The 22844-nt window shown below is 42.3% G+C and carries 18 protein-coding genes; 5 read left to right on the top strand and 13 right to left on the bottom strand.

The features are described 5' to 3' along the window. Positions 1-19: 19 nt before the first annotated feature. A complete protein-coding gene (locus BUE31_RS30110) occupies positions 20-844 on the bottom strand; it encodes a thiol-disulfide oxidoreductase DCC family protein (RefSeq protein ID WP_073407638.1) in 825 nt (274 codons plus the stop codon). 229 nt (positions 845-1073) lie between these two features. Between BUE31_RS30110 and BUE31_RS30105 the strand changes: the two genes are divergently transcribed. Further along, on the top strand, positions 1074-1748 hold the full coding sequence (locus BUE31_RS30105; RefSeq protein WP_073407637.1) for a porin family protein: 675 nt from the start codon (positions 1074-1076) through the stop codon (positions 1746-1748). Positions 1749-1863: 115 nt separating this feature from the next. Here the strand turns inward: BUE31_RS30105 and treA are convergent, their stop codons facing one another. The 9 genes from treA to BUE31_RS30060 form a co-directional block, all read right to left on the bottom strand. After that, complete coding sequence (treA, locus tag BUE31_RS30100) at positions 1864-3441, bottom strand: alpha,alpha-trehalase TreA (RefSeq protein ID WP_073407636.1); 1578 nt, start codon at positions 3439-3441, stop codon at positions 1864-1866. A gap of 337 nt (positions 3442-3778) precedes the next feature. After that, positions 3779-4918: a formylglycine-generating enzyme family protein gene (locus tag BUE31_RS30095; protein WP_083620536.1), complete on the bottom strand. Its 1140-nt coding sequence runs from the start codon at positions 4916-4918 to the stop codon at positions 3779-3781. Positions 4919-4934: 16 nt separating this feature from the next. Then, a complete protein-coding gene (locus tag BUE31_RS30090) occupies positions 4935-6803 on the bottom strand; it encodes an arylsulfatase (protein ID WP_073407635.1) in 1869 nt (622 codons plus the stop codon). A gap of 39 nt (positions 6804-6842) precedes the next feature. Then, complete coding sequence (locus BUE31_RS30085) at positions 6843-7799, bottom strand: sterol desaturase family protein (RefSeq protein WP_073407634.1); 957 nt, start codon at positions 7797-7799, stop codon at positions 6843-6845. Beyond that, positions 7783-7983, bottom strand: a complete 201-nt coding sequence (locus BUE31_RS30080; RefSeq protein ID WP_073407633.1) for a hypothetical protein — start codon at positions 7981-7983, stop codon at positions 7783-7785. The genes BUE31_RS30085 and BUE31_RS30080 overlap by 17 nt, the downstream gene beginning before the upstream one ends. Continuing rightward, the gene (locus BUE31_RS31260; RefSeq protein ID WP_159440770.1) at positions 7980-8153 is read right to left on the bottom strand and encodes a hypothetical protein; all 174 of its coding nucleotides are present in this window, start codon (positions 8151-8153) and stop codon (positions 7980-7982) included. The genes BUE31_RS30080 and BUE31_RS31260 overlap by 4 nt, the downstream gene beginning before the upstream one ends. Positions 8154-8184: 31 nt before the next feature. After that, on the bottom strand, positions 8185-9666 hold the full coding sequence (locus BUE31_RS30075; protein WP_073407632.1) for a RagB/SusD family nutrient uptake outer membrane protein: 1482 nt from the start codon (positions 9664-9666) through the stop codon (positions 8185-8187). An 11-nt stretch (positions 9667-9677) separates the two neighbouring features. Then, positions 9678-12812 (bottom strand): SusC/RagA family TonB-linked outer membrane protein, encoded by a 3135-nt coding sequence (locus BUE31_RS30070; RefSeq protein WP_073407631.1) that lies wholly within the window; start codon positions 12810-12812, stop codon positions 9678-9680. Between the two features lie 1057 nt (positions 12813-13869). Then, positions 13870-16248, bottom strand: coding sequence for a glycoside hydrolase family 3 C-terminal domain-containing protein (locus tag BUE31_RS30060; protein WP_073407629.1), 2379 nt, complete (start codon positions 16246-16248; stop codon positions 13870-13872). Positions 16249-16743: 495 nt separating this feature from the next. Here BUE31_RS30060 and BUE31_RS30055 point away from each other — a divergent pair, with 495 nt between their 5' ends. Beyond that, positions 16744-17886: a putative sensor domain DACNV-containing protein gene (locus BUE31_RS30055; protein ID WP_073407628.1), complete on the top strand. Its 1143-nt coding sequence runs from the start codon at positions 16744-16746 to the stop codon at positions 17884-17886. Between the two features lie 21 nt (positions 17887-17907). Here BUE31_RS30055 and BUE31_RS30050 read toward each other — a convergent pair whose 3' ends face one another. Together BUE31_RS30050 and BUE31_RS30045 are read right to left on the bottom strand one after the other, a co-directional pair. Beyond that, entirely contained in the window at positions 17908-18282 is a 375-nt protein-coding gene (locus BUE31_RS30050) for a hypothetical protein (RefSeq protein WP_073407627.1), read from the bottom strand. 154 nt (positions 18283-18436) lie between these two features. Beyond that, a complete protein-coding gene (locus BUE31_RS30045; RefSeq protein ID WP_073407626.1) occupies positions 18437-19018 on the bottom strand; it encodes a hypothetical protein in 582 nt (193 codons plus the stop codon). A gap of 374 nt (positions 19019-19392) precedes the next feature. Here BUE31_RS30045 and BUE31_RS30040 point away from each other — a divergent pair, with 374 nt between their 5' ends. Continuing rightward, complete coding sequence (locus BUE31_RS30040) at positions 19393-19881, top strand: DUF421 domain-containing protein (RefSeq protein WP_073407625.1); 489 nt, start codon at positions 19393-19395, stop codon at positions 19879-19881. A 1-nt stretch (position 19882) separates the two neighbouring features. On the opposite strand, the gene BUE31_RS30035 is transcribed toward BUE31_RS30040, so the two are convergent. Continuing rightward, positions 19883-21088, bottom strand: coding sequence for a DUF2252 family protein (locus BUE31_RS30035; RefSeq protein WP_073407624.1), 1206 nt, complete (start codon positions 21086-21088; stop codon positions 19883-19885). Between the two features lie 597 nt (positions 21089-21685). Between BUE31_RS30035 and BUE31_RS30030 the strand changes: the two genes are divergently transcribed. Next, positions 21686-21925 (top strand): hypothetical protein, encoded by a 240-nt coding sequence (locus BUE31_RS30030; RefSeq protein ID WP_073407623.1) that lies wholly within the window; start codon positions 21686-21688, stop codon positions 21923-21925. Between the two features lie 76 nt (positions 21926-22001). After that, positions 22002-22802, top strand: coding sequence for an SDR family NAD(P)-dependent oxidoreductase (locus tag BUE31_RS30025; RefSeq protein ID WP_073407622.1), 801 nt, complete (start codon positions 22002-22004; stop codon positions 22800-22802). Positions 22803-22844 lie beyond the last annotated feature (42 nt).

Below are 22844 nucleotides of genomic sequence, written 5' to 3'. Positions count from 1 at the left end.
GGTTAAATTAGATTGGGTTTTAATTAAATAAAAAGATCACACCCAGCAGCATCACCCTATACAAAGCCCATGTTATCGTCATTGTCCAGCCCAGCTGCATTAATTTGGTTCGCCGGATATGTTCTAAAAACATCAACCCGGCAACCGCCATGAAATATAGGATAAAAAACAAAGGTTGGATATAAAACCATTTGCTTATTGCCAGCAGCACCAAAAGCAATAGGCTTCCGACGAAAGAGATAGTCATCATATTGCCCAGATAGTTCCAGCGTTTATCCTTTGCAAAAGTGCCGATAATAAGGCCCTGGAAAATGATCTGTCCCCCGCAGATCAGGTACTCGCGGTACGCATTGCCCAAAGGTACTATAGGGCTTAGCAAATGCGCATATGCCGTAAGAATATAGCCGGTACAAAACCAGGTGAACAACAAATAAGCTATGCGGTAATGTTTTTTAAATATGGGCTGGTAAGCAAATCCGTTGCCCTGTTGCCCGGCTGGGATAATAACCCTGCGGTTATATGATATAAATGCATAAAGCTTGCTCATTAACCAAATAAATGGCTTAAAAGCAAACAGTGGCTTAAATACAGGGCAGGCATTGCCAATAATTTTAAAGAGGCTTGCTACGCCATAGGTTACTTCACCATTTTCTAAATTGACCAAGGCAATTTCATTTACGGCCCTTTGCCTGTCAATCAGCGGACAAACATTATCCATCCCGTTTTGATAGGCCTCCCTGCCGTTAGCATCCAGCATTCCGGTTTTTACAAAGGCCTGGGTATACATTTTACACATGGGGCATTCGCCATCAAACAGTACCATGTGATTTTCTAACGTTTTCATATTTTCAGTAATTAATGAAATATGTGTTTAAAAATATATCAGCGTTTCAAGCTGATACGTGCATTGCGATTGCACATCACAAATATAATACTATTTTTAAACTTTCAGTAATTATTGAAAATAAAATCATACTTGATTTACAACTAATTGCATAGTTATACCTTTGTGATTTAAAAATACTAGCAATATTCTTATTGCCAGTGAGTTATATTGCTAAACAAATCATATCATGAAAAAAATATTTTTAATGCTTTTTGTATTGGCACTCTCGCTGCCAATATTTGCCCAATCTGTAAAATTTGGAGCAAAGGCGGGCTTAAATGAATCAACTGCCGATGTTGGTAAAACATCTTCTGACATTTCAAATCTTTCGGGACTTAACGCAGGTGCATTTGCTGAGTTTGAATTTGGAAAAATTTCTTTACAGCCCGGCTTGTATTTTACCCAAAAGGGATTTAACAGCAAAACATCAATTATTGTTCCAACCCCTCAGGGCGGCCCTTCTGGTTCGTTTAATGCAAGCGGCAGGGTTAGGCTTAATTACCTGCAGTTGCCGGTAAATATTTTATATAACATTGCGATAAAACCGGGTAAAATATTCTTTGGGGGCGGCCCCTATTATGGTTATGCTTTATCAGGTAATGTTAAAGGCAACACTATCAGTATTTATCCGGGGCAGGGCAATTTTACCGATAGCCAGAACAATAATATTGTGTTTGGCGGCGATAATGGATATAAACGATCGGATTTTGGTGTGAATGCATTGGCCGGTATTCAGCTAAAAAATGGCTTATTATTCAGTATTAATTATGAATACGGATTAACTAATATTTATAAATCGGCGAATGCCAACACCATTAAAAACAGGGTGCTGGGATTTTCTACTGGTTTTCAGTTTTTATAACATTTGATAAACTATAGCTAAAATATAATACTTTGTTCATCCCCGGTTTCCTGCAACCATACAGGGAATGGAGATGCACAAAGTTAACGGAACTCAGAAGCCAAACCCCATGTACCTATTGCGCAGGCTTTCCACCAGGCTTATACTTATCCATCAGGTTTAACAATACCCCGTTTGTCCAGCCAAAGCCATCTTGCAGCGGGTATTCGCCGCCGCCTGCTTTGGCAGCTGTATCAACCACATTATATTTCTCCATCAGTTTACCGGTGCTGTTAAATATATTAAGGTTAGTATTGATCCATGACGATGCAAAACTGGCTGCAAGGGTGGTTTTGTTATAATTATTTAAGCCATCAATTGCCATATATTGCAGCGGCGCCCAGGCATTCGGGCTATCCCATTGCTGGCCCGATCTGTTAAAAGTAGTAACCAAACCGCCCGGATGAAAGAATTTAGTTTTTAAGCCTGCGGCGATTTTTGCCGCCTGCCTGCTATCAGCAATCTTAAATTCCAGTGGGAACGTTCCGGCCAGCGTTTGCTGTGTTGACTGATGCTTCAATTTCCAGTTATAATCCATAAACCAGCCTTTGCCAGCGTTCCAGCAATATTTTAATATCGCCTTTTTCCGTGCCGTGGCTTTGTTTAAATACAAGGTGTACATCTTTTCATTTCCTTGCGTTTGGTAGGTCCGTGCAATGGAAAGCTCCAGGTGATATAGTAAACAATTTAAATCAACAGGAATAATATTGGTAGTTTGAATGCTTGCCAGCTTGCCGCTTTCATCAAACCAACGGGTACTAAAATCCCAGCCCGACTCGGCAGCGGCCCTTATATTGCGATAAAAATCTTCCGGTTTTTGTTTAGATAGCCGGGCTGCCGTTACATCCTGTTTATATGATTCCTCACGGGGTTTATCAGAATCATCCCAGTAACGGTTCAGCACTTCACCACCCGGCATCCGCACAACCATGCGATGTGCTTCCCCCGATTTTAATTGCTTGGCTCCCTCCATCCAAAACGCATATTCTTTTAAAAGCTCCGGCTGGTATTTTACCCTTAACTGTTCGCCCTTATCCTTCGCAAGCAGATCGACCATCATTGAAAAAAATGGCGGTTGAGACCGGGTTAAATAATAGCTGCGGTTTCCGTTTGGTATAAAGCCGAATTTATTGATGAGATAGGCAAAATTATCAACCATATTTTGCATAATAACCGTTTGATGGCTTTGCTGCAGCCCAAGCATGGTGAAGTACGAATCCCAGTAATAGATCTCCCGGAAACGCCCACCGGGAACAATAAAATCATTAGGCAAAGGGATCAATGACGAATAGGCGCTTACCTTGCCATGATGCCGGTAAAGCACTTGCCATAAGGTATCAATATGCTTGCGGATGCCGGCTGAAACATCCGTTTTAAAACCACTGTTAGGAACAATAGGCGAAGTAAAGTTTTCATTTACAAACTGTTTCAAATCAAAGCCCGGTTTATCTTTCCGGTCGTTATAATCCTTCATAATAAGCGCCGGGTCACGCATAGGAGTAGCATCAACAAAAGTTTTATTATCCGGGTACACATCCGACAGCTGCACGGCCTCAAACAACCCCGGAAACCACTGCCTCGGAGATTTAATCTGACCAAAAGCCGATACAATAATAAACAGCAGCAGCAGCAGGGTTAACCGTAATTTTTTCATAGTCGCAGGTAATAATCCGATAGCAAAAACGCTGTCAGGCAGGTTTTTATTGGTTCTCAAATATATTCAAATCATTTTAAAGACCCTTCATTGACACAAGAGTAATCAAATATGCCCTTCACCAGCCTAAAAAATCAACGTAATCCTCAAATCATCTTAAAATCAGCAGTCAAAAATCAGCGTAATCCTCAAATCAGCACACATCAGCGATCAAAAATCAGCTCAATCCCTAAATCATCTTAAAATCACTAGTCAAAAAAAGGCCCTGAAGCAAAATTGCTGCAGGGCCCGGTCAGTTAACAGTTAATTATTTTTATGCTGATAATATACAGTACTTTTATAAATCCTTTACACATCTAAAACCCAGGTGTTCCATCCCGCTGTCTTCTGTACTTTTCATCCTCCGCGATACCCTGTAGCCTGTACAATAACTCTCATTGCACAAAAAAGAGCCTCCCCTTATTACGCGTTTTTTAGCATAAGGTTCATCCGGATCAAAACTATTTGCGGGCCCCTTTGGATTAACCGAGCCCTTGGTAAGTGTGCTATAATATTTATTGTTATAATAATCGGCACACCACTCCCATACATTCCCGGCCATATCATACAATCCATACCCGTTAGCAGCAAATGAAGCAACCGGAGCCAGACCGTAAAATTTATCCTTTAAAGTATTCCGGTCAGGAAAGCGCCCCTGCCAGGTATTTGCTTTAACCTTACCCTCGTCAACCAGTTCATTCCCCCAGGGATAAGCCTTATCCTGTAAGCCGCCCCGGGCCGCCCATTCCCACTCTGATTCTGTGGGCAGGCGCTTGCCCGCCCATTTGCAGTACGCAGCCGCGTCGTACCATGAAATATGCACAACCGGGTAATTTGCTTTCCCTTTAATACTGCTGCCCTGTCCATGCGGATGTTTCCAGTCGGCCCCTTTTTTCCAGGCCCACCATTGGCTGTAATCATTTAACCCTACTGCATGATTCGGCGGAGTAAACACAAGTGAAGCCGCCACTAATAAACTGTCGTCAGGCTTAGGTGTTCCCGGCGGCAGCTGTTTCTTCATCTCGTTCCAGTCAGGTTTTCGTTCAGCTGTAGTGACATACCCGGTAGCTTTTACAAAGCTGCTGAACTGCGCATTTGTTACCTCTGTTGTATCCATCCAAAAGCCTTTTACAGTTACTTTATGTCGCGGATATTCATCTTCTTCGGCCTGGCTATTATTGCCACCCATTACAAAAGTACCTGGTTTTATCAAAACCATACCCGGATGCAATTCACTAATAGCACCTGCCTCAATAGCTGCAGGCACATTGAGTTTAACCGAAGCAAAACGGGCAGGGATATTTGATTCACAGCAAAGCTTCTTTTTACTGCTAATTGCTTCGGGCAATGCAGTATAATTGCCGGTAACAGCAACCGGTTTTTGCTTGCAGGCAAAGCAAAAACCGGTTAATAAAACTATTAGTTTTAATGATCTCATCACCAATTGGTTGCGGTTATTTACTTGGGTCAACCGGTGGCTTATCCGTTTTGTGGATCCTGCCTTTAATTACATCTTCCCAGTCAATAAAAGGATAAATATTATTCTTTTTAGCCTGGTCGTCATACAGCGCCTGTAATTCCTTTAACTTCTCCGGGTATTTCGCTGCCAGGTTGATCCGTTCATTAAAGTCGGTTTTCAGGTCATACAACTCCCATACATCCGCATCAAAATTTGTTGAGCCGGGTGCTTTATCAGTATGTGGTTTTGTGAGATCGGTAAAATCAGGATGATGATAAACCTCCGCTTTCCAGCCATCCTTATAAATTGAACGGGATCCAAAAATATAATAGTACTGTAAAGTATGTTTTGACGGAGCAGCAGCATTTTCAAACGAATATACCAGCGAAGTTCCCTGCAACGTATCCTGTTTAATGCCCCTGATATACTCCGGCGCTTTTATGCCCAGGTACTCCAGTGTGGTGGGTAAAATATCGTTTACATGCCCGTATTGTGTACGGATACTGCCTCCGTCTTTTATCCCTTTTGGATAATAAACAATAAGCGGGTTACGGGTACCGCCTTCGGCATTGGCATCCTGTTTCCAGTATTTAAACGGCGTATTGGCAGCCTGTGCCCATCCTAACGGATAGTTGGTTTGTGTTCCTTCAGGCGTTCCTATTTCACCAATTTTATCGAGGTTATGCTGCAGGTTTTCCTGGTCGTTAACCTGCAAACGTACCGCGCGGTCAATATCGCCATTTAACGTCCCCTCTTTACTGGCGCCATTATCGCCTATTACCACAAATATTAAGGTATTGTCCAGCTGCTTGCTGGTTTTCAGGTAAGTGATCAGCTTACCAACCTCGTTATCCGCATAGGTTAAATATCCGGCATACACTTCCATAAAACGCGCATACAACCTCTTTTCATCAGCAGAAAGTGATTTCCAGGCTTTAATGTTTGCGTTACGTTCAGGCAGCACCGCATTTGAAGGGATTATGCCCAGTTTTTTCTGCCTGGCAAAAACCGTTTCCCTGAATACGTCCCATCCTTCATCAAACTTCCCTTTATAAAGGTCGCTCCATTCTTTGGCTACCTGGTGCGGGGCATGGGTTGCACCAGGTGCGTAGTAAAGAAAGAACGGTTTGTCAGGCGCTACTTTTTGCTGCCTGCTGAGGTAGCTGATTGCCTTGTCAGTGATCTGCTCATTCAGGTTTCTGCCGTCAGTAGGTACATGGGCATTATCCTCAACCAGGTCTGGTTTATACTGGTCGGTTTGTGAACCTAAAAATCCAAAGAAATGATCAAACCCTTTACCCGATGGCCAGCGGTCAAATGGACCAGCATCTGTAGCGTCTTCATCAGGCGTTAACCCATATTTACCTACGGCAAAGGTGTTATACCCGTTTTCGCGGAGGATCTCGGCAATAGTGCCTTTGTCTGATGGGATGCGGCCATCATACCCCGGAAAACCTGCTGATAGTGCGGTATGCGCAAATCCGCCCATATGCACATAATGATGATTGCGCCCGGTTAGCAGGGATGAACGTGTTGGTGCGCAAATACCAGCCGTATGAAAATTGGTGTATCTGAGCCCCTTCCCTGCAAGCGAATCAAAATTAGGCGTACGGATAACCCCGCCAAAGGTTGAGCTTGCACCATAACCCACATCATCCAGCAAGATCCAAATCACATTAGGCGCTCCTTTTGGCGCTTTAGTATTAGTGGTCCATGATTCTTTTGAATCTGCAAGGGTTTTACCAACTGTGCCGGTAAACGGCTGTTGCTGCTGGGTAAAGTTTTGTGCCGATGCATAATTAACCATCAATAAGCCAGCTACTAAATAGCTGAGCTTATTGATGGTTTTTACTGATATTTTCATCTTTTAATAATTGATAAGAGTTTATATTTTGATAAACAGTTATGCCAGTTCGGGCGTCAAACTTGGCTGACTTGCTTTGTTATTATATCCTTTCGGCTCCGCTACCGCTAATTTATTAAAATCATCTGTACGCACCACCGGCCCGTTAGCTGCTAGTTCACTACCTTCTACTTTTGATTTAAATATCGGCCACAGTAATTGTGCATACCATTGGTCTCCTTCGTAGTGCGAGATCCCGTAGGCTTTAGGATATTGACGGGAGATCAATGCCGTACCGAAAATAATATCCCACAAAAAGAACATATTACCAAAGTTGCCTTTGTAATGCCCAACGCCGTCATCCGTAGTAGCGGCATGGTGCGCATGGTGGGTTGCCGGGGTTGATATGGTACGCTCCAGCACCCATGCTAACGGGTGCAGCACTTTATATTTGTAAAAAGGTTTATCCCACGGGATGCTTGAATGAGCAAGCGTTGTAATGGTTCCTTTTATGCCCCGCACAATAATGGCCGGGATACCTAAGCCCATATAAACCAAAGCAGCGGTTAAATAAGTTTGCGAAAAGAAAAGCGTATAAATGGCATTTTGCCTGCTTGCCATAGCCATCCCCATATACGAGGCTGAATGGTGCGTACGGTGAAAACGCCACAGCCAGGGAATTTCATGATGCAGCCTGTGATACCAGTATTGGGTCAGGTCGTCTGCCACAGCAATAATTATCAGGCTCCAAAACAGCGGAACCCAGCCAAATTCATTTTTAAATGCCGGAAGCGCCAATGGCAACAATTTAAGTGAGTAATAAGCTACTGCCGGCCTAATGATCAACCGGGGAAGCGTAAAGCAGGCGATATCAACAAATTTTTCATTTTTAGGCCACTTCCTTTTATACAGCCCGAATGAAAATTCGAGCACGCCGATAAAAAATACTAAAAATGGAAAACCATAACTGTCGAGGTTCGCCACTATCTTTTTTACAAATTCAATCGCTGTTTCCATTGTTTGTTGAGTTTTTAGTGTTTACTGATTTAGTTGCTTCGTTTTTATGCTGTTTTTTGTTCCATGGCCTTTGCCCGGTGATAGAAAAGGTGATGAACATAAGTGCTATAGGCAGCACATAAATGAATAAGCTCAGGAACGCATTCCTGATTATTCGCTGCTTGGTGGCTGGTTCTATCTTCATAGTTTATTGGTTATAATTTGTTTTGCCGTGGGTTGTTTAGTTGTTGCATTATCGGATAATAGTTTCCTGGTAAGCCACAATCCGCCGAAAATGATAATGAAAGGTACCAGTGTGACGATAATGCCAACCAGTATTTTCTTTCCTAAAATTGTTACATCTGATACTGTCATACGCTTGGTTTTTTAATGATTATTTATTGAATTAGTTATAGCCCGGATTTTGTTTTAACTGGGGATTTAGCTGGATCTCGACCTGCGGAATGGGGAACAGGTTATTCTTTGAACTTGCGGCAGATTTTGCCGGAATTTTATGCAGCGCATCAACCAGCACGGTGCCGCCCTGCCGCACCAAATCAAACCAGCGGTGCCCCTCCTGGATAAATTCTTTTCTCCGCTCCAGGAAAATCGAATCCCTGAAAGCTGATTGACCTAAACCAGCAGTAAGCCCGGCAACGCCGGCCCTGCTCCTTACCAAGTTTATGGCATTGTAAGCATCGCCATTAGGTGCGCCATTTATTTCATTCAGTACCTCGGCATAAAGCAGTAGCATATCGGCATAACGGATCACCGGGTAGTTAACCCCGCTTTGCGACTGGGTTGATAAGGGCGACAGGCTGTAATCAACAAACTTGTTAAAATAAGGAGTATATGCATTTTTATACACTACATACTTGCCCGTTGCTGCATTATAAACCGAATCGTAAAAAGTTACCGCCCTTCGGGTATCCGTTTTGCTGAATAGCTTAAACACGCTGCTATCTGCGGGTACATCAATGGGAAATGTGCCCGTGTTAAATGAAGTAAAGCTCAGGCTCAAATCCTGTACGCTGTTTGCCTCGCCTAAATTGGTTTCAAATTGCACCGAAAAAATGTGCTCAACGCCATTTTTAGTTGCTTTTTGAAAAACATCCCTGTAGTTAGGGAAAAGTGCATAGCCATAACCGCCATTAATTACTGTTGTAAGCTCAGTAAGCGCATCAGTCCAATCCTCGCGGGTTACATACACTTTTGCAAGTAAAGCATGTGCCGCTCCCCTGGTGGCCCGGCCCACATCAGCGCCTGCATAGGTTTTTGGCAGATTGGTAGCATCTTTCAGATCACTAACTATCTGCGTATAAACTGCATCAGCCGCAGCTCTTGACACAAAAAGTTTATCAAGGTCAATGCTGTTAGGGTTATGCAATACCAAAGGCACATCGCCATATAAGCGCACCAGGTCGAAATATAATAGCGCCCTTATAAATTTTGATTCTCGGATAAGCCTCGACTTTAACACCGTATCTATCTGAATGGCCGGGATGTTATCAATAGCAATATTGGCCCTGTTAATGCCATAATAAAGCTGCTGCCATACTTTTTGTACACGGCTGTTTGAGGCGATATAGGTGGTAGTACCCATGGCCCTTACGTCGGGGTTGGTATTGCTGGGACTGTAAACCTGGTTATCACTGCCGTTTTCAACCAGTAAGTTAAGCTGTCGCCCGTAAAGCGGGAAGTCGCCCGCGGGGTCACTGTTCAATGTGCCATAAACCGCATTTACAGCCGAAACAGCGTCAGATGAGGTCTTAAAAAACTGGGAGCTAACAATAACCGAGCTTGGGTTTTCATTCAGCTTATTGCAGGATGATAACGCAGTTGCCGATATAAGTAATGCTATAATTGTGTAGGTATGTAATTTTTTCATTTCAGTATTGTTTAGAAGGTGATGCTTAAGCCCGCCAGGAAAGTTCTTACCGATGGATAGGTGCCATAATCAATCCCCTGTTTGGTGTTATCATTATCGTAAAAATTTACTTCAGGGTCCTGCCCGGTGTATTTGGTAATGGTGAACAGGTTTTGTGCCGATACATAAACCCTTAGCTGTTTGGCATGAATTTTTGAAAGCAGATCGTTGGAGAAAGTGTAGCCAAACGAAGCGTTCTTCAACTTCAGATACGATCCATTTTCAATATACCTGTCAGTAACCTGCGGAACCGGTGAGTTGGTAGCCCGGGCAACCGTGCCGTTTGGATTTGACGGGCTCCACCTGTTCAGCAAAGTGGCCGATGCGTTGAGTGTAAGGGTAGGCCGCTCTAAACTTTGCTGCAGCAGGTTAAAGATCCTGTTGCCGTATGACCCGGCAAAAAATACCGACAGGTCAAAATGCCCGTAAGTGAACGTGTTGGTAATGCTCCCGGTAAATTTTGGCTGGGCGCTGCCAAGGTTATGTTTATCGGCAGTGGTAATTTTTCCATCGCCATTCTGATCTACATATTTGGTATCGCCAACCTGCTGGGGCACGCCTGCTAAAAGCGGTACGCCTTTAGCTATATCACTTGCACTTAAAAGCCCATGAGTTGTGTATCCCCAAAATGTGCCCACAGGCAAACCAACCTGCACAATCACCGGCGAAACCTGCCCGGTAGGCGCCAATGGATAAAAACTAGTAATTCCCTGGCCCAGATTTAAAATTTTATTCCGGTTTACAGCAAACACAATGTTGGTGTTCCATTTAAAGCCATCGTTTTTAATATTCTCCGTATTTAATGCCAGCTCAATACCCCTGTTTGATACGCTGCCCACGTTTTCAAGCGCGCTGGCATAACCTGTATAAAGTGGAAGCGGAACGTTCAGCAGCAGGTCGGTAGTTTTTTTATAATAGGCATCAAAAACCAGGTTAACGCGGCTGTTAAATAAGCCAATATCAACACCTGCATCATATTGTGTAGTGGTTTCCCATTTCAGATCCGGGTTTGCAAGCTGCACCGGGGCAATACCTGTTACCAGCTTACTGCCAAAATAGTAGTTCGTAGGAGCCAGTGCAGCCAGCGAGCTGTATGGCGGTACTTCCGAGTTTCCTGTTTGCCCTGCGCTTAGCCTTAATTTCAGGTTACTGATGGTTTCTGCCAGCGGTTTAAAAAAATCTTCCCGGCCTGCATTCCACGAAAAGCCTGCTGATGGAAAATACCCCCATTTATTGTTTGCCCCCAGCTTTGATGAGCCGTCTGCACGTTCAGAAAGGGTGAGGTTATATTTGTGCTGATAAGAGTAATTCACCCTGGCCAGGTAGGAGTTCATGGTTGAATTATGTGCCGATGACTGTGGCAGGTTTGCAATCCCGGCGTACGACAGGTTATTGTACGTGATCAGGTCATTCGGAAATTTTTGTGCAGAAGCTATCGACGATTCATCCCTTTCATATTGCGTAGTATAGCCAACCAGTACATTCAAAAAATGAGTGCGGTTAAAGGCATGATCGTAGGTTAACGTATTTTCATTCAGCCAGCTCAATGAATTTCCCGCGCCTATTGATGCATACCCGCTAGCAGCATACCCGGTTGAACCACCTGCCGGCGATCCAGTGTTTGATGGTGCATAATAATCCTGCCCGGTATTTAATATGTCAACGCCGGCAGTTACTTTCAGGGTAAGGTCAGTAGTAAATTTATATTCACCGCCCACATTTCCAAGTACACGGGTTAATGTGGTGGTATTGGTAGTATTTGTGATATCCTGCAGCGGGTTGGTTGGCGACGCGTTAAAAGGATTGGTTATATTATAGCTCCCATCCGCATTTCTTATCTGTGCTACAGGCGATGTAAGTATTAAGTTTGAATAGGCGCTGCTAAAGTTGATGCTGTTATAAGGGCTTCCGTAAAGCTTGTTTTCAATCGACCTGCTGCCGAATAAATTGGTCGAGATCTTAAATTTATCTGAAACATCCTTTTCATAATTTACCCTGGCCGAGTATCTTTTAAAACCGGTATGTAAAATGGTGCCGTCCTGGTCAAAGTAATTCCCGGAGATCAGGTATCTTGATTTTTCATCCCCTCCGGATATTGACAATTCATTGTTTGATACCGGTGCGCTCCTTAATGCGGCTCCCTGCCAGTTTGATCCTGTTCCAAACGCCGCTATCTGTGCATCGGTATGAGTTTTGGCAACGCCATCACTTACATTCACATCATTTACCAATGCTGCCCATTGTGCAGCGTTAAGCAGATCGAGCGTTTTGGCAACCCGCTGTGTGCCGAAATAGCCGCTGAAATTAACGTTATTGGTTCCTTTTTTTCCTCTTTTTGTGGTGATGATAACCACGCCGTTTGCCCCATGCGAGCCATAAATTGCCGTAGCCGATGCATCCTTTAAAACCTCTATCGATTCAATATCATTTGGATTAATGGTTGATAGTGCGTTTACGCTTGTACCATTTGCGCCTATGTTGGCATTATCGTTATTGTTATAAATAATAAAGCCGTCTATCACATATAAAGGGGCGTTACCAAAGGAGATGGAGTTTCCGCCCCTAACCCTTATGGTAGCCGTACTACCCGGCTGACCTGAGTTTTGTGTTACCGCAACTCCCGAAACAGCCCCCTGCAACAAATTATCAAATGATGCCGCCGGCTGATTGAGGATGTTTTTTGATACAGAGCCAATGGCCCCGGTTACGTCGCTTTTTTTCTGGGTGCCGTAGCCTACCACAACCACATCATTAAGCAGACTTACATTTTCGGCAAGCACTATGGCTATGGGGCTTCCGTCTGCTATAACTTCTTTTGTTTTATAGCCAACAAAGGTTATAATAAGTGTATAAGGAAATTTCTGGCCGGTTACAAACGAGAAGCTTCCATTTGCAGCTGCGGAAACGGCATGGGTGGTGCCTTTAATATGAATTACAGCCCCTGCTATGGGTTGTTTGGTTAATGAATCTTTAACCGTACCTATCAGTCTTGAATTAATAAGCGGCACTGTTTCTGTTTGTGCAAAAGCGCCTGATGAGATAAGTAAGAAAAAGAGCAGGTATAAAAACTTGAAAGGTATTGGTTTTGCATGGATATATATTTCCATATATTTAACGGTTTTATGTTAATGAGCAATTGTTAGTAAAACTATTTATGAGGATCGGTTAGTGATTGGCGTTACGGGCCGGTCTCTCGTTGAAATTACCGGCAAGGCTTCCTTGCCGGTATTGTTTTTTATGGGTATTTAAAGTTTCATTACAGTATTTTTAGTTGGATTAGGGGTTATACAGCATGACGGAAATCAACAGGCATAAAAGCCCGTCATATTTTAATTTGCCGGCAAGAATTAATAGGGTTAACGTTGCCGTGATCAGCAACAACAGCAAGTACAACACATTCGCATTTCGCGCGGTTGCATGTGGTATTTTGTACCAGAATGAGGATGTAAAAAAGTCTTCATTACTTTTATTTAACACCGCAAATATATAAATATATTTTATATACTACTAAAACTATAGAAATTATAGAATTTTATTAACATTTTTCTTCTTTTGCTAATAAAATGACCCTTTTCAATGTTTTTTTGATAGATTATAATTGATTACTGTAGTTTTATCGCCTCTTTCCGGCCCTCGCGGGACACAATATTGGTAGAAAAAGGCGAAAGAAAATTTTTCGTGCCATAGGTACGACACTCATACTCAATACAATTGTTTCGTATTAAAACATCAAACAATTGTATTTAGGTATGTCGTACAGGTGTTGCCCCTACAGGGCAAAAAATCATTTTGTTATTTTTTTCTACCAATATTGAGCTCCTAAAGGAGCTGCTTGCATGATGGCAATTTAAGAAATGAATAATTGACAATTCAGATCTTTGCCCGTCTTATGGCCCCGTCGGGGCCCAATATTGGTAGAAAAAATAATGAAAAGATTTCTCGTGTCATAGGTACGACACCTATCGAATATGCATGGTGGTGTTATCTACAGCACGCTATACACCGCTTATTTTTATGCTACCAATATTTGCCCCCAAAGCGGCGATGATACATTTCCTCGCAAACACAAATCAGCGAAATCCCTAAATCATCTTAAAATCAGCGGTCAAAAAACCCCGCAACATAAATGCTGCAGGGTTCAGATCAGTTATAGTTATTATCTTATTATTTGCCTTTCCACTCGCCAATGGCTACCTGCGGTGTGAGGCTTTTATTTGTTTTTTCGGTAACAATAGCCTTTGCAAGCTTAAATGAAACCGTTTTTTCAATGTTACGTGATGATGTACCCACTTTAACCTTATACTCGCCTGCATCAGCTATCCATGCAGATTTATTGGTATAAAAAGATGCAAGGTCGCCGGCATGTAGCTTAAATACTAAAAATTGAGAAGCGCCGGGTGCTAACAGATCTGTTTTAGCAAATGCTTTTAGTTCCTGCTCTGGTTTGTCGATATTTTTAGCAGGAGCGCTTACATAAAGCTGTACAACTTCTTTACCTGCCACATCACCGGTATTGGTAACCGTAACCTTTACTGATACGCTGCCCTTAAAATCAGGTGCGCTTACCTTTATATCGCTCAATTTAAATTTGGTGTATGATAAACCGTAGCCAAACTCATAGGCAGGTTTAACTTTATACGAATCGAAATAGCGGTAACCAACATAAACACCTTCTTCATAAGTAACCTTTTCAGGTTTTTTATCCGGTGTGCCCGGGAAATTTTTGGCTGTTGGCTCGTCTTTATAATCCATGGCAAAGGTTGTTGCCAGCCTGCCTGACGGGTTTACCTTGCCGCTTAACAGATCAGCAATGGCATTACCGCCTTCAAGGCCCGGCTGCCATGCTAATAAAATACCGTCAACGCTATCGCGCCAGCTGGCAGCTTCAATAACACCGCCAATGTTTAACACAACAATAACCTTTTTGCCTTTATCGTGAAAAGCTTTGCTAATGCCGGCTATCATTGCTTTCTCGTTTGAGGTTAGGTAGTAATCATCTTCTACCTTGCGGTCTGCTCCTTCGCCTGCGTTTCTGCCAATAGTTATAATGGCTTCATCTGCACCATCAGCTTCTTTTGCAAGCAGTGCGTTCACATCCATTTCGGGGATGGGCGGCGGCAGCATAAAAAAGTTACGTGGCTTTGGCTGTTTTGCTTTGGCATCGGCAATATAATCGGTATAAGTTTTTGCCAGCTCTTCCTGTACCTTAAACCCTGCATTGCTTAATCCCTGTACCAGCGGTACGGTATAGGCTTTGTTTACATCCCCGCTTCCTGATCCGCCTGCAATTAATTTGTACGAGGTATTCCCAAATACGGCAACTCTTTTGTTAACCGAAAGCGGCAACACACCGTCATCGTTTTTCAGCAATACCATCCCATCGGCAGCCGCCATACGGGCAACTTTTGCATGTGTTGTCAAATCAGGTTTATCTGAATATTTGTATCCTTTAAAGGTTGGCGATTTAAGAATGATCTTCAGCAGCCGCTCCACATTTGCATCCAGTTGTGCCATGCTCAGCTTGCCGCTTTTAACAGCGGCAACAATCGCGTCTGACTGATCAGGATTTCCCGGCATCAGCAGATCATTTCCGGCATTCATCTGGGCAACGGCATCTTTACCGCCAAACCAATCCGTCATCACAAAACCTTTAAAACCCCATTCGTTTTTCAGGATAGTAGTTAAAAGGTCGCGACGCTCAGAAGTAAAGGTGCCGTTCAATTTATTGTATGAAGACATTACCGTCCACGGTTGCGAGGTCTTAACAGCCAGCTCAAAACCACGCAGGTAGATCTCGCGCATGGCTCTTTCACTCACAATGGTGTTAATGCTGTTCCGCTGTGTTTCCTGGTTATTGGCAGCGTAGTGTTTAATTGATGTGCCCACACCATTGCTCTGGATCCCCTGAACAATAGCTGCAGTCATGCTGCCGGCAATCAGCGGATCTTCCGAGTAATATTCAAAATTCCTGCCACCCAGAGGATTCCGGTGAATGTTTAAAGCCGGCGCCAGTAATATATCAACTCCATATTCGCGCACCTCGTTGCCAAAAGCCACGCCAACTTTTTTAACCATTGCCGTATCCCAGGTTGAAGCTAATAAAGTAGCAACCGGGAATGCGGTAGCATAATAAGTGCTAGAGTCGTTTGGCCGTTTTGGCTCAATCCTTAACCCTGCCGGGCCATCAGAAACAGTGATCGATGGGATGCCTAAGCGCGCTACAGCATGCGTTCTGCCTGCTGCGCCCGGCACCTTTTCAGGAATGTTATAAGCATCAGGATCTGACGGGGGCAATTTAAATCCGCCGATATCAATGGCTTTGGGTTTTTCACCTTTAACAGGCGGAGGCACACCGGGCATTTTAAAGCCCATGCCAACTACCAGCTTTGATTTTTCCTGCAGGGTCATGGCATCAATTACCTGCTTTAAAGTGCTTTTACCCAACTGGGGGACTTGCTTTTTACCTTTCTGTTGGGCGTTTGCTGTTAGCTGAACGATGCTGAACAACATAAGCAATGCTGCTAACTTGTAACTTATCTTCATAATTAATAATTTATTGGTTTAATGGTAATTGGTACAGACTGCAATTTATCATTGTGTCATTAATACACAATACTAAAAATTAATTTTTGTAATTGCAATATTATTAGGCAGATATATTACAAACACAGACGGAGAGGTGTTTTTATACGATGAAAAGCTTAACGGATTAAAATCCGTTGTTACAATATAGGTCGAGGCATCGCCTCTGGATTTATCGTTTAATAAAAATAAATCTAAACCTTAATCTAAAGAGCCATCGGCTCGGCATATCTTGTAACAACGGATTTTAATCCGTTGTGCATCAACTGCCAAAAACGAGTGCAGTAGGCACGTCCAATATTTACATCATATTTTCTACAATATTTTGATCCTAAAGGCCCAATATTTTTAACTGATTGCTATTGCCAATCCCATCCTTATGTAATACTTAAGTTATTTGTTTTACATAAAGCATAATTGCGGTATTTTAGCTGTTCAAATCCGTTTTCAGCAAACATGGCTTACAGATCAACATATAAGGCGGCAAGTGCAGCAGCACCGGCAATTGAAAGTCATTTTATAAAGCTTTTGGCAACCGCCCTGGAGCAAGGTGGACAGGACCTTGCTCCCGAACCTTCCATGAATGTAATAGAGGCCATAATTGATGTTGCATTTTGGGCAAGCCTTCGCCGCGAAGAAGGCCGGTCACCAAAAGTTTCGCTTACCTACCTGCCACCACAACTGGCCGGTCAACCCTTAATTTTCGAGGAAAGAATATTGTTAACACCACATGTGCTTACCAAACTGGCCCCGGCTGTTGAGCGGTCAGGCATTCATTTAGGTGTATGGGACGAAGATGGCGAGCTTTATGTTTGGGGCACTACCCGTTCCGTACCCGACTGCAGCTTTGTTTTAGAAACCATTGAACCCGGCCTGCTGGTTATAAAACACAGGCGCATAAAAGGTTTCGGCAAATTTATTAATGTGGCTGTACTTAAGGGCGATGAAGTAAAAATCATAGATGAACTTAGCAAAAGTCTGCCCGACTGCCCTGCTATGCTTACCTCGCTGCTGGATTACAACTCACCAACCGGCTGGAACGATTCGGTAAACGTGCTGGTACAGTTGGCAGCTTCTATGCGGCTTCACGGGCATGGGGGTACTTTATTAGTTGTACCAGCTAACAGCAATGCGTGGCACGACTCTATTGTACACCCGATAACCTACCCTGTAACCCCCGCATTTGACGAGCTTAAAAAACTCATGAGCCAGGTAGTAAATGAACAAACTATGAGCCTTTGGCAGGAGGAGGTAAATCGCTCTGTAGATAGCGTGGCTGGTTTAACTGCTGTTGATGGCGCCACTATTATAAACGATCAGCTGGAACTGCTTGCTTTTGGCGCTAAAATAGGCTTATCATCAAACGGAATGCCTGTTGAAGAAACCCTGGTTACCGAACCCGTAGTTGGGAGCACCGCATCCATTATTCACCCCTCTCAAATGGGCGGCACAAGGCACCTTTCAGCAGCACAATTTGTATTCGATCAGCGCGATGCCATTGCGCTGGTATCGTCACAGGATGGCAGGTTCACTATCTTCTCCTGGTCGCCCTGCGAAAATATAGTGCATGCGCATTTTGTTGACTCGCTGTTGCTGTAAAGTGTAAAAAAAAATAGTTTTTTATATAGATGGAAACATAGTTTGCGCTCTATCACCTAAAAGCGGAATTTCCTTTTTCTCGCCCTGAACTGCACCTATAAAGCCAATTATCCAAAGTATAAAGAAAGCAAGGTCAACTAAACGCAGTAAGGAATATAATGAAATAAAGCCGGTGGATAACCACATGGCGCCTAAAATAATGCTAAGGCCCCACCTAACCACCATAAAAGCGATATGAAAAAGCAATGTTTGCCTTAGCTGGTAGCTGCCCAGGCTTGTTTTATTATTTTGATGAAAAGCAAAATAGGCAATAAGCCAGCCTATAATTGTGAAATAACTAATTATACCTGCCGTTTTACCATTGTCCTGTGTTCCGAAATTGTTGCCTGGTTCCATAAAATTTAAGGTTGAGTGATAATTGAAATTAAATGTAAATCAAATTATCATAACTTACTCATTTAATGATAAATAAATTTACCCGGCCTGAAATTCTATTCAACAAAAAGCCCGCCGTAATTAACGGCAGGCTTAAATAAAATTTCACAAAGGGTTACTTCATGTCGCTTTTAATTTTATTTGCCGTTTTTTGACCCGGCAGATAGATCTGGAGCCCGAATGATAGATCAAGGTTACTCCTGAAAGACTGATTGCCAAAACCTGCAAGTCCGTTAAATTTCAGTAAAGTTTCCAAACCTACATTGGGTGTTACAAAATAAGCAAAACCAGGGCCCACGCTAACCTCAAGGCCGTTGGTACTTCCGCCGCCATCACTTATATTCTGCCCTCCGAAACCTACCGTTGCTTCACCAAAAAAACGGCCATGTTTTAATATGGTAACATCAGACCCTGCATAGTATCTGCCCAAAGCTCCTAAGCCATAGCCGGTTGAAGTACGAGAGTCCTTTGCGGTTACAATACTGAAGTTAACATATCCACCCAGAGCTATATTATCTTCAACAAACCAGGCAGCTTTAGGCGTAATATTAAAAGTGAATACGTGCGGATAATTCAATCCCAGGTTAAGGTCGGCAAAGTTACTGCCCACTAAAATGTTGCCTTTCTGGATCTGCGCCCGGGCAGAAAACCCCGCTGCAAAAACCACTAATAGGCATACTAAAGTAAATCTTTTCATAATATTAAATTTAAGTAAATGTTAAATAATACTGCCATTAACAATACTTGTGCCAACCGGCAATTAAAGTTTTAATCTAATATTTACAAATCCATCCAGCTGCTTTCCTGATCGGATATTGTATTTATTGGTTTACAAGCTTTTAGCTTATTTAATAATTAAATGTTTTAAAGGTATATTAATGTGGAAAACAAAGTATTTGACAGGCCTGTTAAGCCATTTGAAAAAGGCAGGCGTTATTGGTTGAGTATTGAAAACAGGTCATTAAAATCAGCTATAAGAAAAGCCAGTTAAGGGCAGTTTTATCCCTTGTCTCAATTAAACAACTTATATCATTGGCTGTTTTATCTACTTTAACATTAATAACTGTTATAATGGAACTGATAAAAGAAATATTCGGCGAAGGGAAAGATTTGAATGTGCTGCAAATGAGCTGCAGGGGCATTCTTGTATTCCTCATCGCATTGCTGCTCATCCGAATCTCGGGCAGGCGCTCATTTGGCGTACGTACCGCCCTTGATAATATTATTTCCATTTCTCTCGGTGCCATTTTAAGCAGGGCTGTTGTGGGCGCGTCAGACTTTGTGCCTGTAGTGGTTACCTGCTTTGTTATTGTACTTTTGCACCGGTTTTTCGGGTGGATGACCGCTAATAATAAACACTTTAGCCGGATAATGGAAGGCAACAAGATCCTGCTTTATCACGATGGAAAATTTATTCCGCAAAATTTAAAGAGAGCACTGGTTGGTGAAGAAGATATTATGCAGGGCATAAGAAAATCAGCCCTTACGGAAGATCTGGCTAAAATTGATAAAGTTTATATTGAACGTAACGGCGAGATAAGCGCGATCCGGAAAGAATGAACTATCTGTCAAATACACCGTTTTTATAATCTTCCAAATACTGCTGGTAATCAGTTTTTACTTTGTTGCCATATTTAAAACAATAATCAAACAGGGTCTGCTGCCAGTTAATATTATTACCAAATGCTTTAAGCTCATCAATAGTAGCCGAACCATTCATACCGCCACTCCGCAACTGTGCCGAAGCTGTGAGTACAGCCATGTCACTAATCACCTGGTAAATGTCACGGTACTGATCCCGGATAAGCTTAAATTTAATGGCGTCTTTTACCGGCTGCAACTCCTGTATTACAAAAGGTTCACCTTTAAAAAGTGTGCTGCTTAACAATGATGCCGACACATTTTGCATCCGGCGTTGTACAGATATTATCCTGTCGGCATCCGATTCCCATTCCGGCTGCTTAATTTCAACGTATGGCGACAAGGATGATGGTCGGGACTGCTTCATATCAACCAACAGGTATTTATTTTTAGTATTGGTGCTTTTAAGTAAAAAAAGGTAACGCTTTACACCTATGCTCCCTGTACCTGCCAGGCGAAACACTGCGCCCTTAACTTTGTAATTATAAGGGCTGTCGCTGCTTTTTTCAATCCATTGCTGAACATGGTCCATCAAAACCAGCCGTAAATTTTTAGGGATTTTAAGCTGACTCTCGCCACTTAAAGAAAGCACTACTTTTTTCTTTTTCTTGTCCGTACACTTCTGCAAAATTATGGTTTCCTTACTTTCAGCAGCAGCGGTTAAAAAATCACGAACAATGCCTTTCGCGGTACGGGGTTCAATACTGGTAGCCTTTCCTTTACTCAGCGTAGCAGCATAAGTTTTTATAAAAAGCTGTGCCATATTATTTGTTTTTTCCTGCTCAATATCCAGGGCATCAAAAGCTACAAAAATGCTGGTAATCATTCGTGCCAGTTCCCAGGCGACCGGGGCCAGTATACTTTCGTCAAAATCGTTCAAATCAAAATACACCAGTTTATTATCTGCCTTGTAGCTGCCATAGTTTTCCAGGTGCAGATCACCGCAGATCCAGGTTATTGGCGACGTTGGGAACTTTTTACCGGCTGATAGGTCTTCATAAAATAAATGACAGGTGCCGCGATAGTACCGAAACACATTTTCGGCCATTGCATCATATTTCAGCTTAATCATTTCTGGTAGCAGATGATCATTAAATAATTTTAACCGTTCGGAAAGTTTGGCCATGATAATAAGCTGGTTGTATTAATACATTAAAGGTGTGGAATAGTTTGAGCTAATTGAGCGCAGTAGATAAACTCTAATCAAAATCTAATCCGACTTTAATTCATCTCTAATATGAGTAATATAAATTTGAGAAATCAAATTATTCTACCTCCAGAAATTTGATATCAGGGCGTAGATAACCAAGTGTTTAATAAAGCTGAATATCAACATATAATCTTTCAAATATTGCCGGTAATTAGTATCTCTATTTCTGCAATATTTAATTTTTAATTAAACAAAATAGAATTCCGTCAAAAAAAAGATCATTTTTTTGATAAATTAATCAAATAGATAATTTTTTTATTAAAAAATTGTTTATTTTTCGTGATAAAATAATAAAACAGTAGCTTTTTATATTACACTTCTAATTTTCCTAACTAAAAATGATTATTATGCTTAATATAGATAAAATAAAAACTTCAAAAACAGGATAAAAGCTCAACACAGAAGTCAAAATTGACCAAAAGTCCGAATATGTTAAGAAATTTATAAGGAATTGGTAAATTAAATGACAAAACCGCTCTAAATACAAGTAGAGACAGCTGGATTGGCCGGGCGGTGAGCGTACACTTTGCAAAGAAAGGCGACAATACTATTAATACCACTTCGATTACCGCCTATCGCTCATCACCAGGGCCTATTGATTACTCATCAACCAGGGGAGCCATCATAAGCTTTACCGGCACCATGGCGTCAAGCCTGGCCAAAAAAGACCAGGGTAAACGGAGTAGCCCCGGCCAACTATCTGAGCCGGGCCGGCTTATATTTTCCTGGCAAGTGATGATGCTTCATTTATAACAGGGCGGGTTATCCATATTAACGGTAGCGAAGTGGTGAATAGCTGATAAATTAAATGTTAACTAAATAAAACATTATGGAAACAAAGCAAAAATATGCCCTTATTACCGGAGCAACCAGTGGCATAGGCTTTGAGCTGGCAAAGCTATTTGCACATAATAATTACAACCTGGTTATTGTGGCACGCAGCCAGGAAGAGCTGGATGTGACCGCTATAAAACTTGAACTGTTGTTTGGTACAGATGTTATTAAAATTGCAAAGGACTTATTTAAAATGGATGAGGTATTTTCGCTTTGTGAGGAAATAAAAAACGAGGGCATTATAATAGATGTACTGGTTAATGATGCCGGCCAGGGTCTTTATGGCGAATTTAAAGATACCGATATTGAACGCGAGCTTAATATCATTCATCTTAACATTTGCGCAACTGTTATTTTAACCAAGTACTTTATGAAAGATATGCTAACCCGCGGTAAAGGTAAAATACTCAACCTGGGTTCGGTGGCCGACAAGTTGCCCGCACCATGGCAGTCGGTTTACCATGCAACAAAAGCTTTTGTACTATCTTTTACAACAGCTGTTCGTGAAGAATTAAAGGGCACCGGTATTACACTTACCACACTTGTGCCAGGCATTACGGATACCGATTTCTTTAACAAAGCAGGCATGAACGGAAGCAAAAATATGCAGTATAAAGAAACAATGGCTAAGCCCGCCGATGTTGCAATGGATGGTTACAAGGCATTAATGGCCGGTGAAGATCAGGTTACATCCGGCTTTAAAAACAAAGCACAGGGTAACATGCACAACATGGTACCCCATAATGGTGTTATCCATGCGTTATATGAGCAGCAAAAACCAGCGGGTAGCCGTTAATAGTTTTTTAAACTTTGGCTTATTATTTGCTTTTGCCTGCAC

The organism is Mucilaginibacter sp. OK098 (assembly GCF_900142915.1).
In the GTDB taxonomy this organism is placed as follows: domain Bacteria; phylum Bacteroidota; class Bacteroidia; order Sphingobacteriales; family Sphingobacteriaceae; genus Mucilaginibacter.
This window is presented reverse-complemented; position numbering and strand designations above follow the sequence as displayed.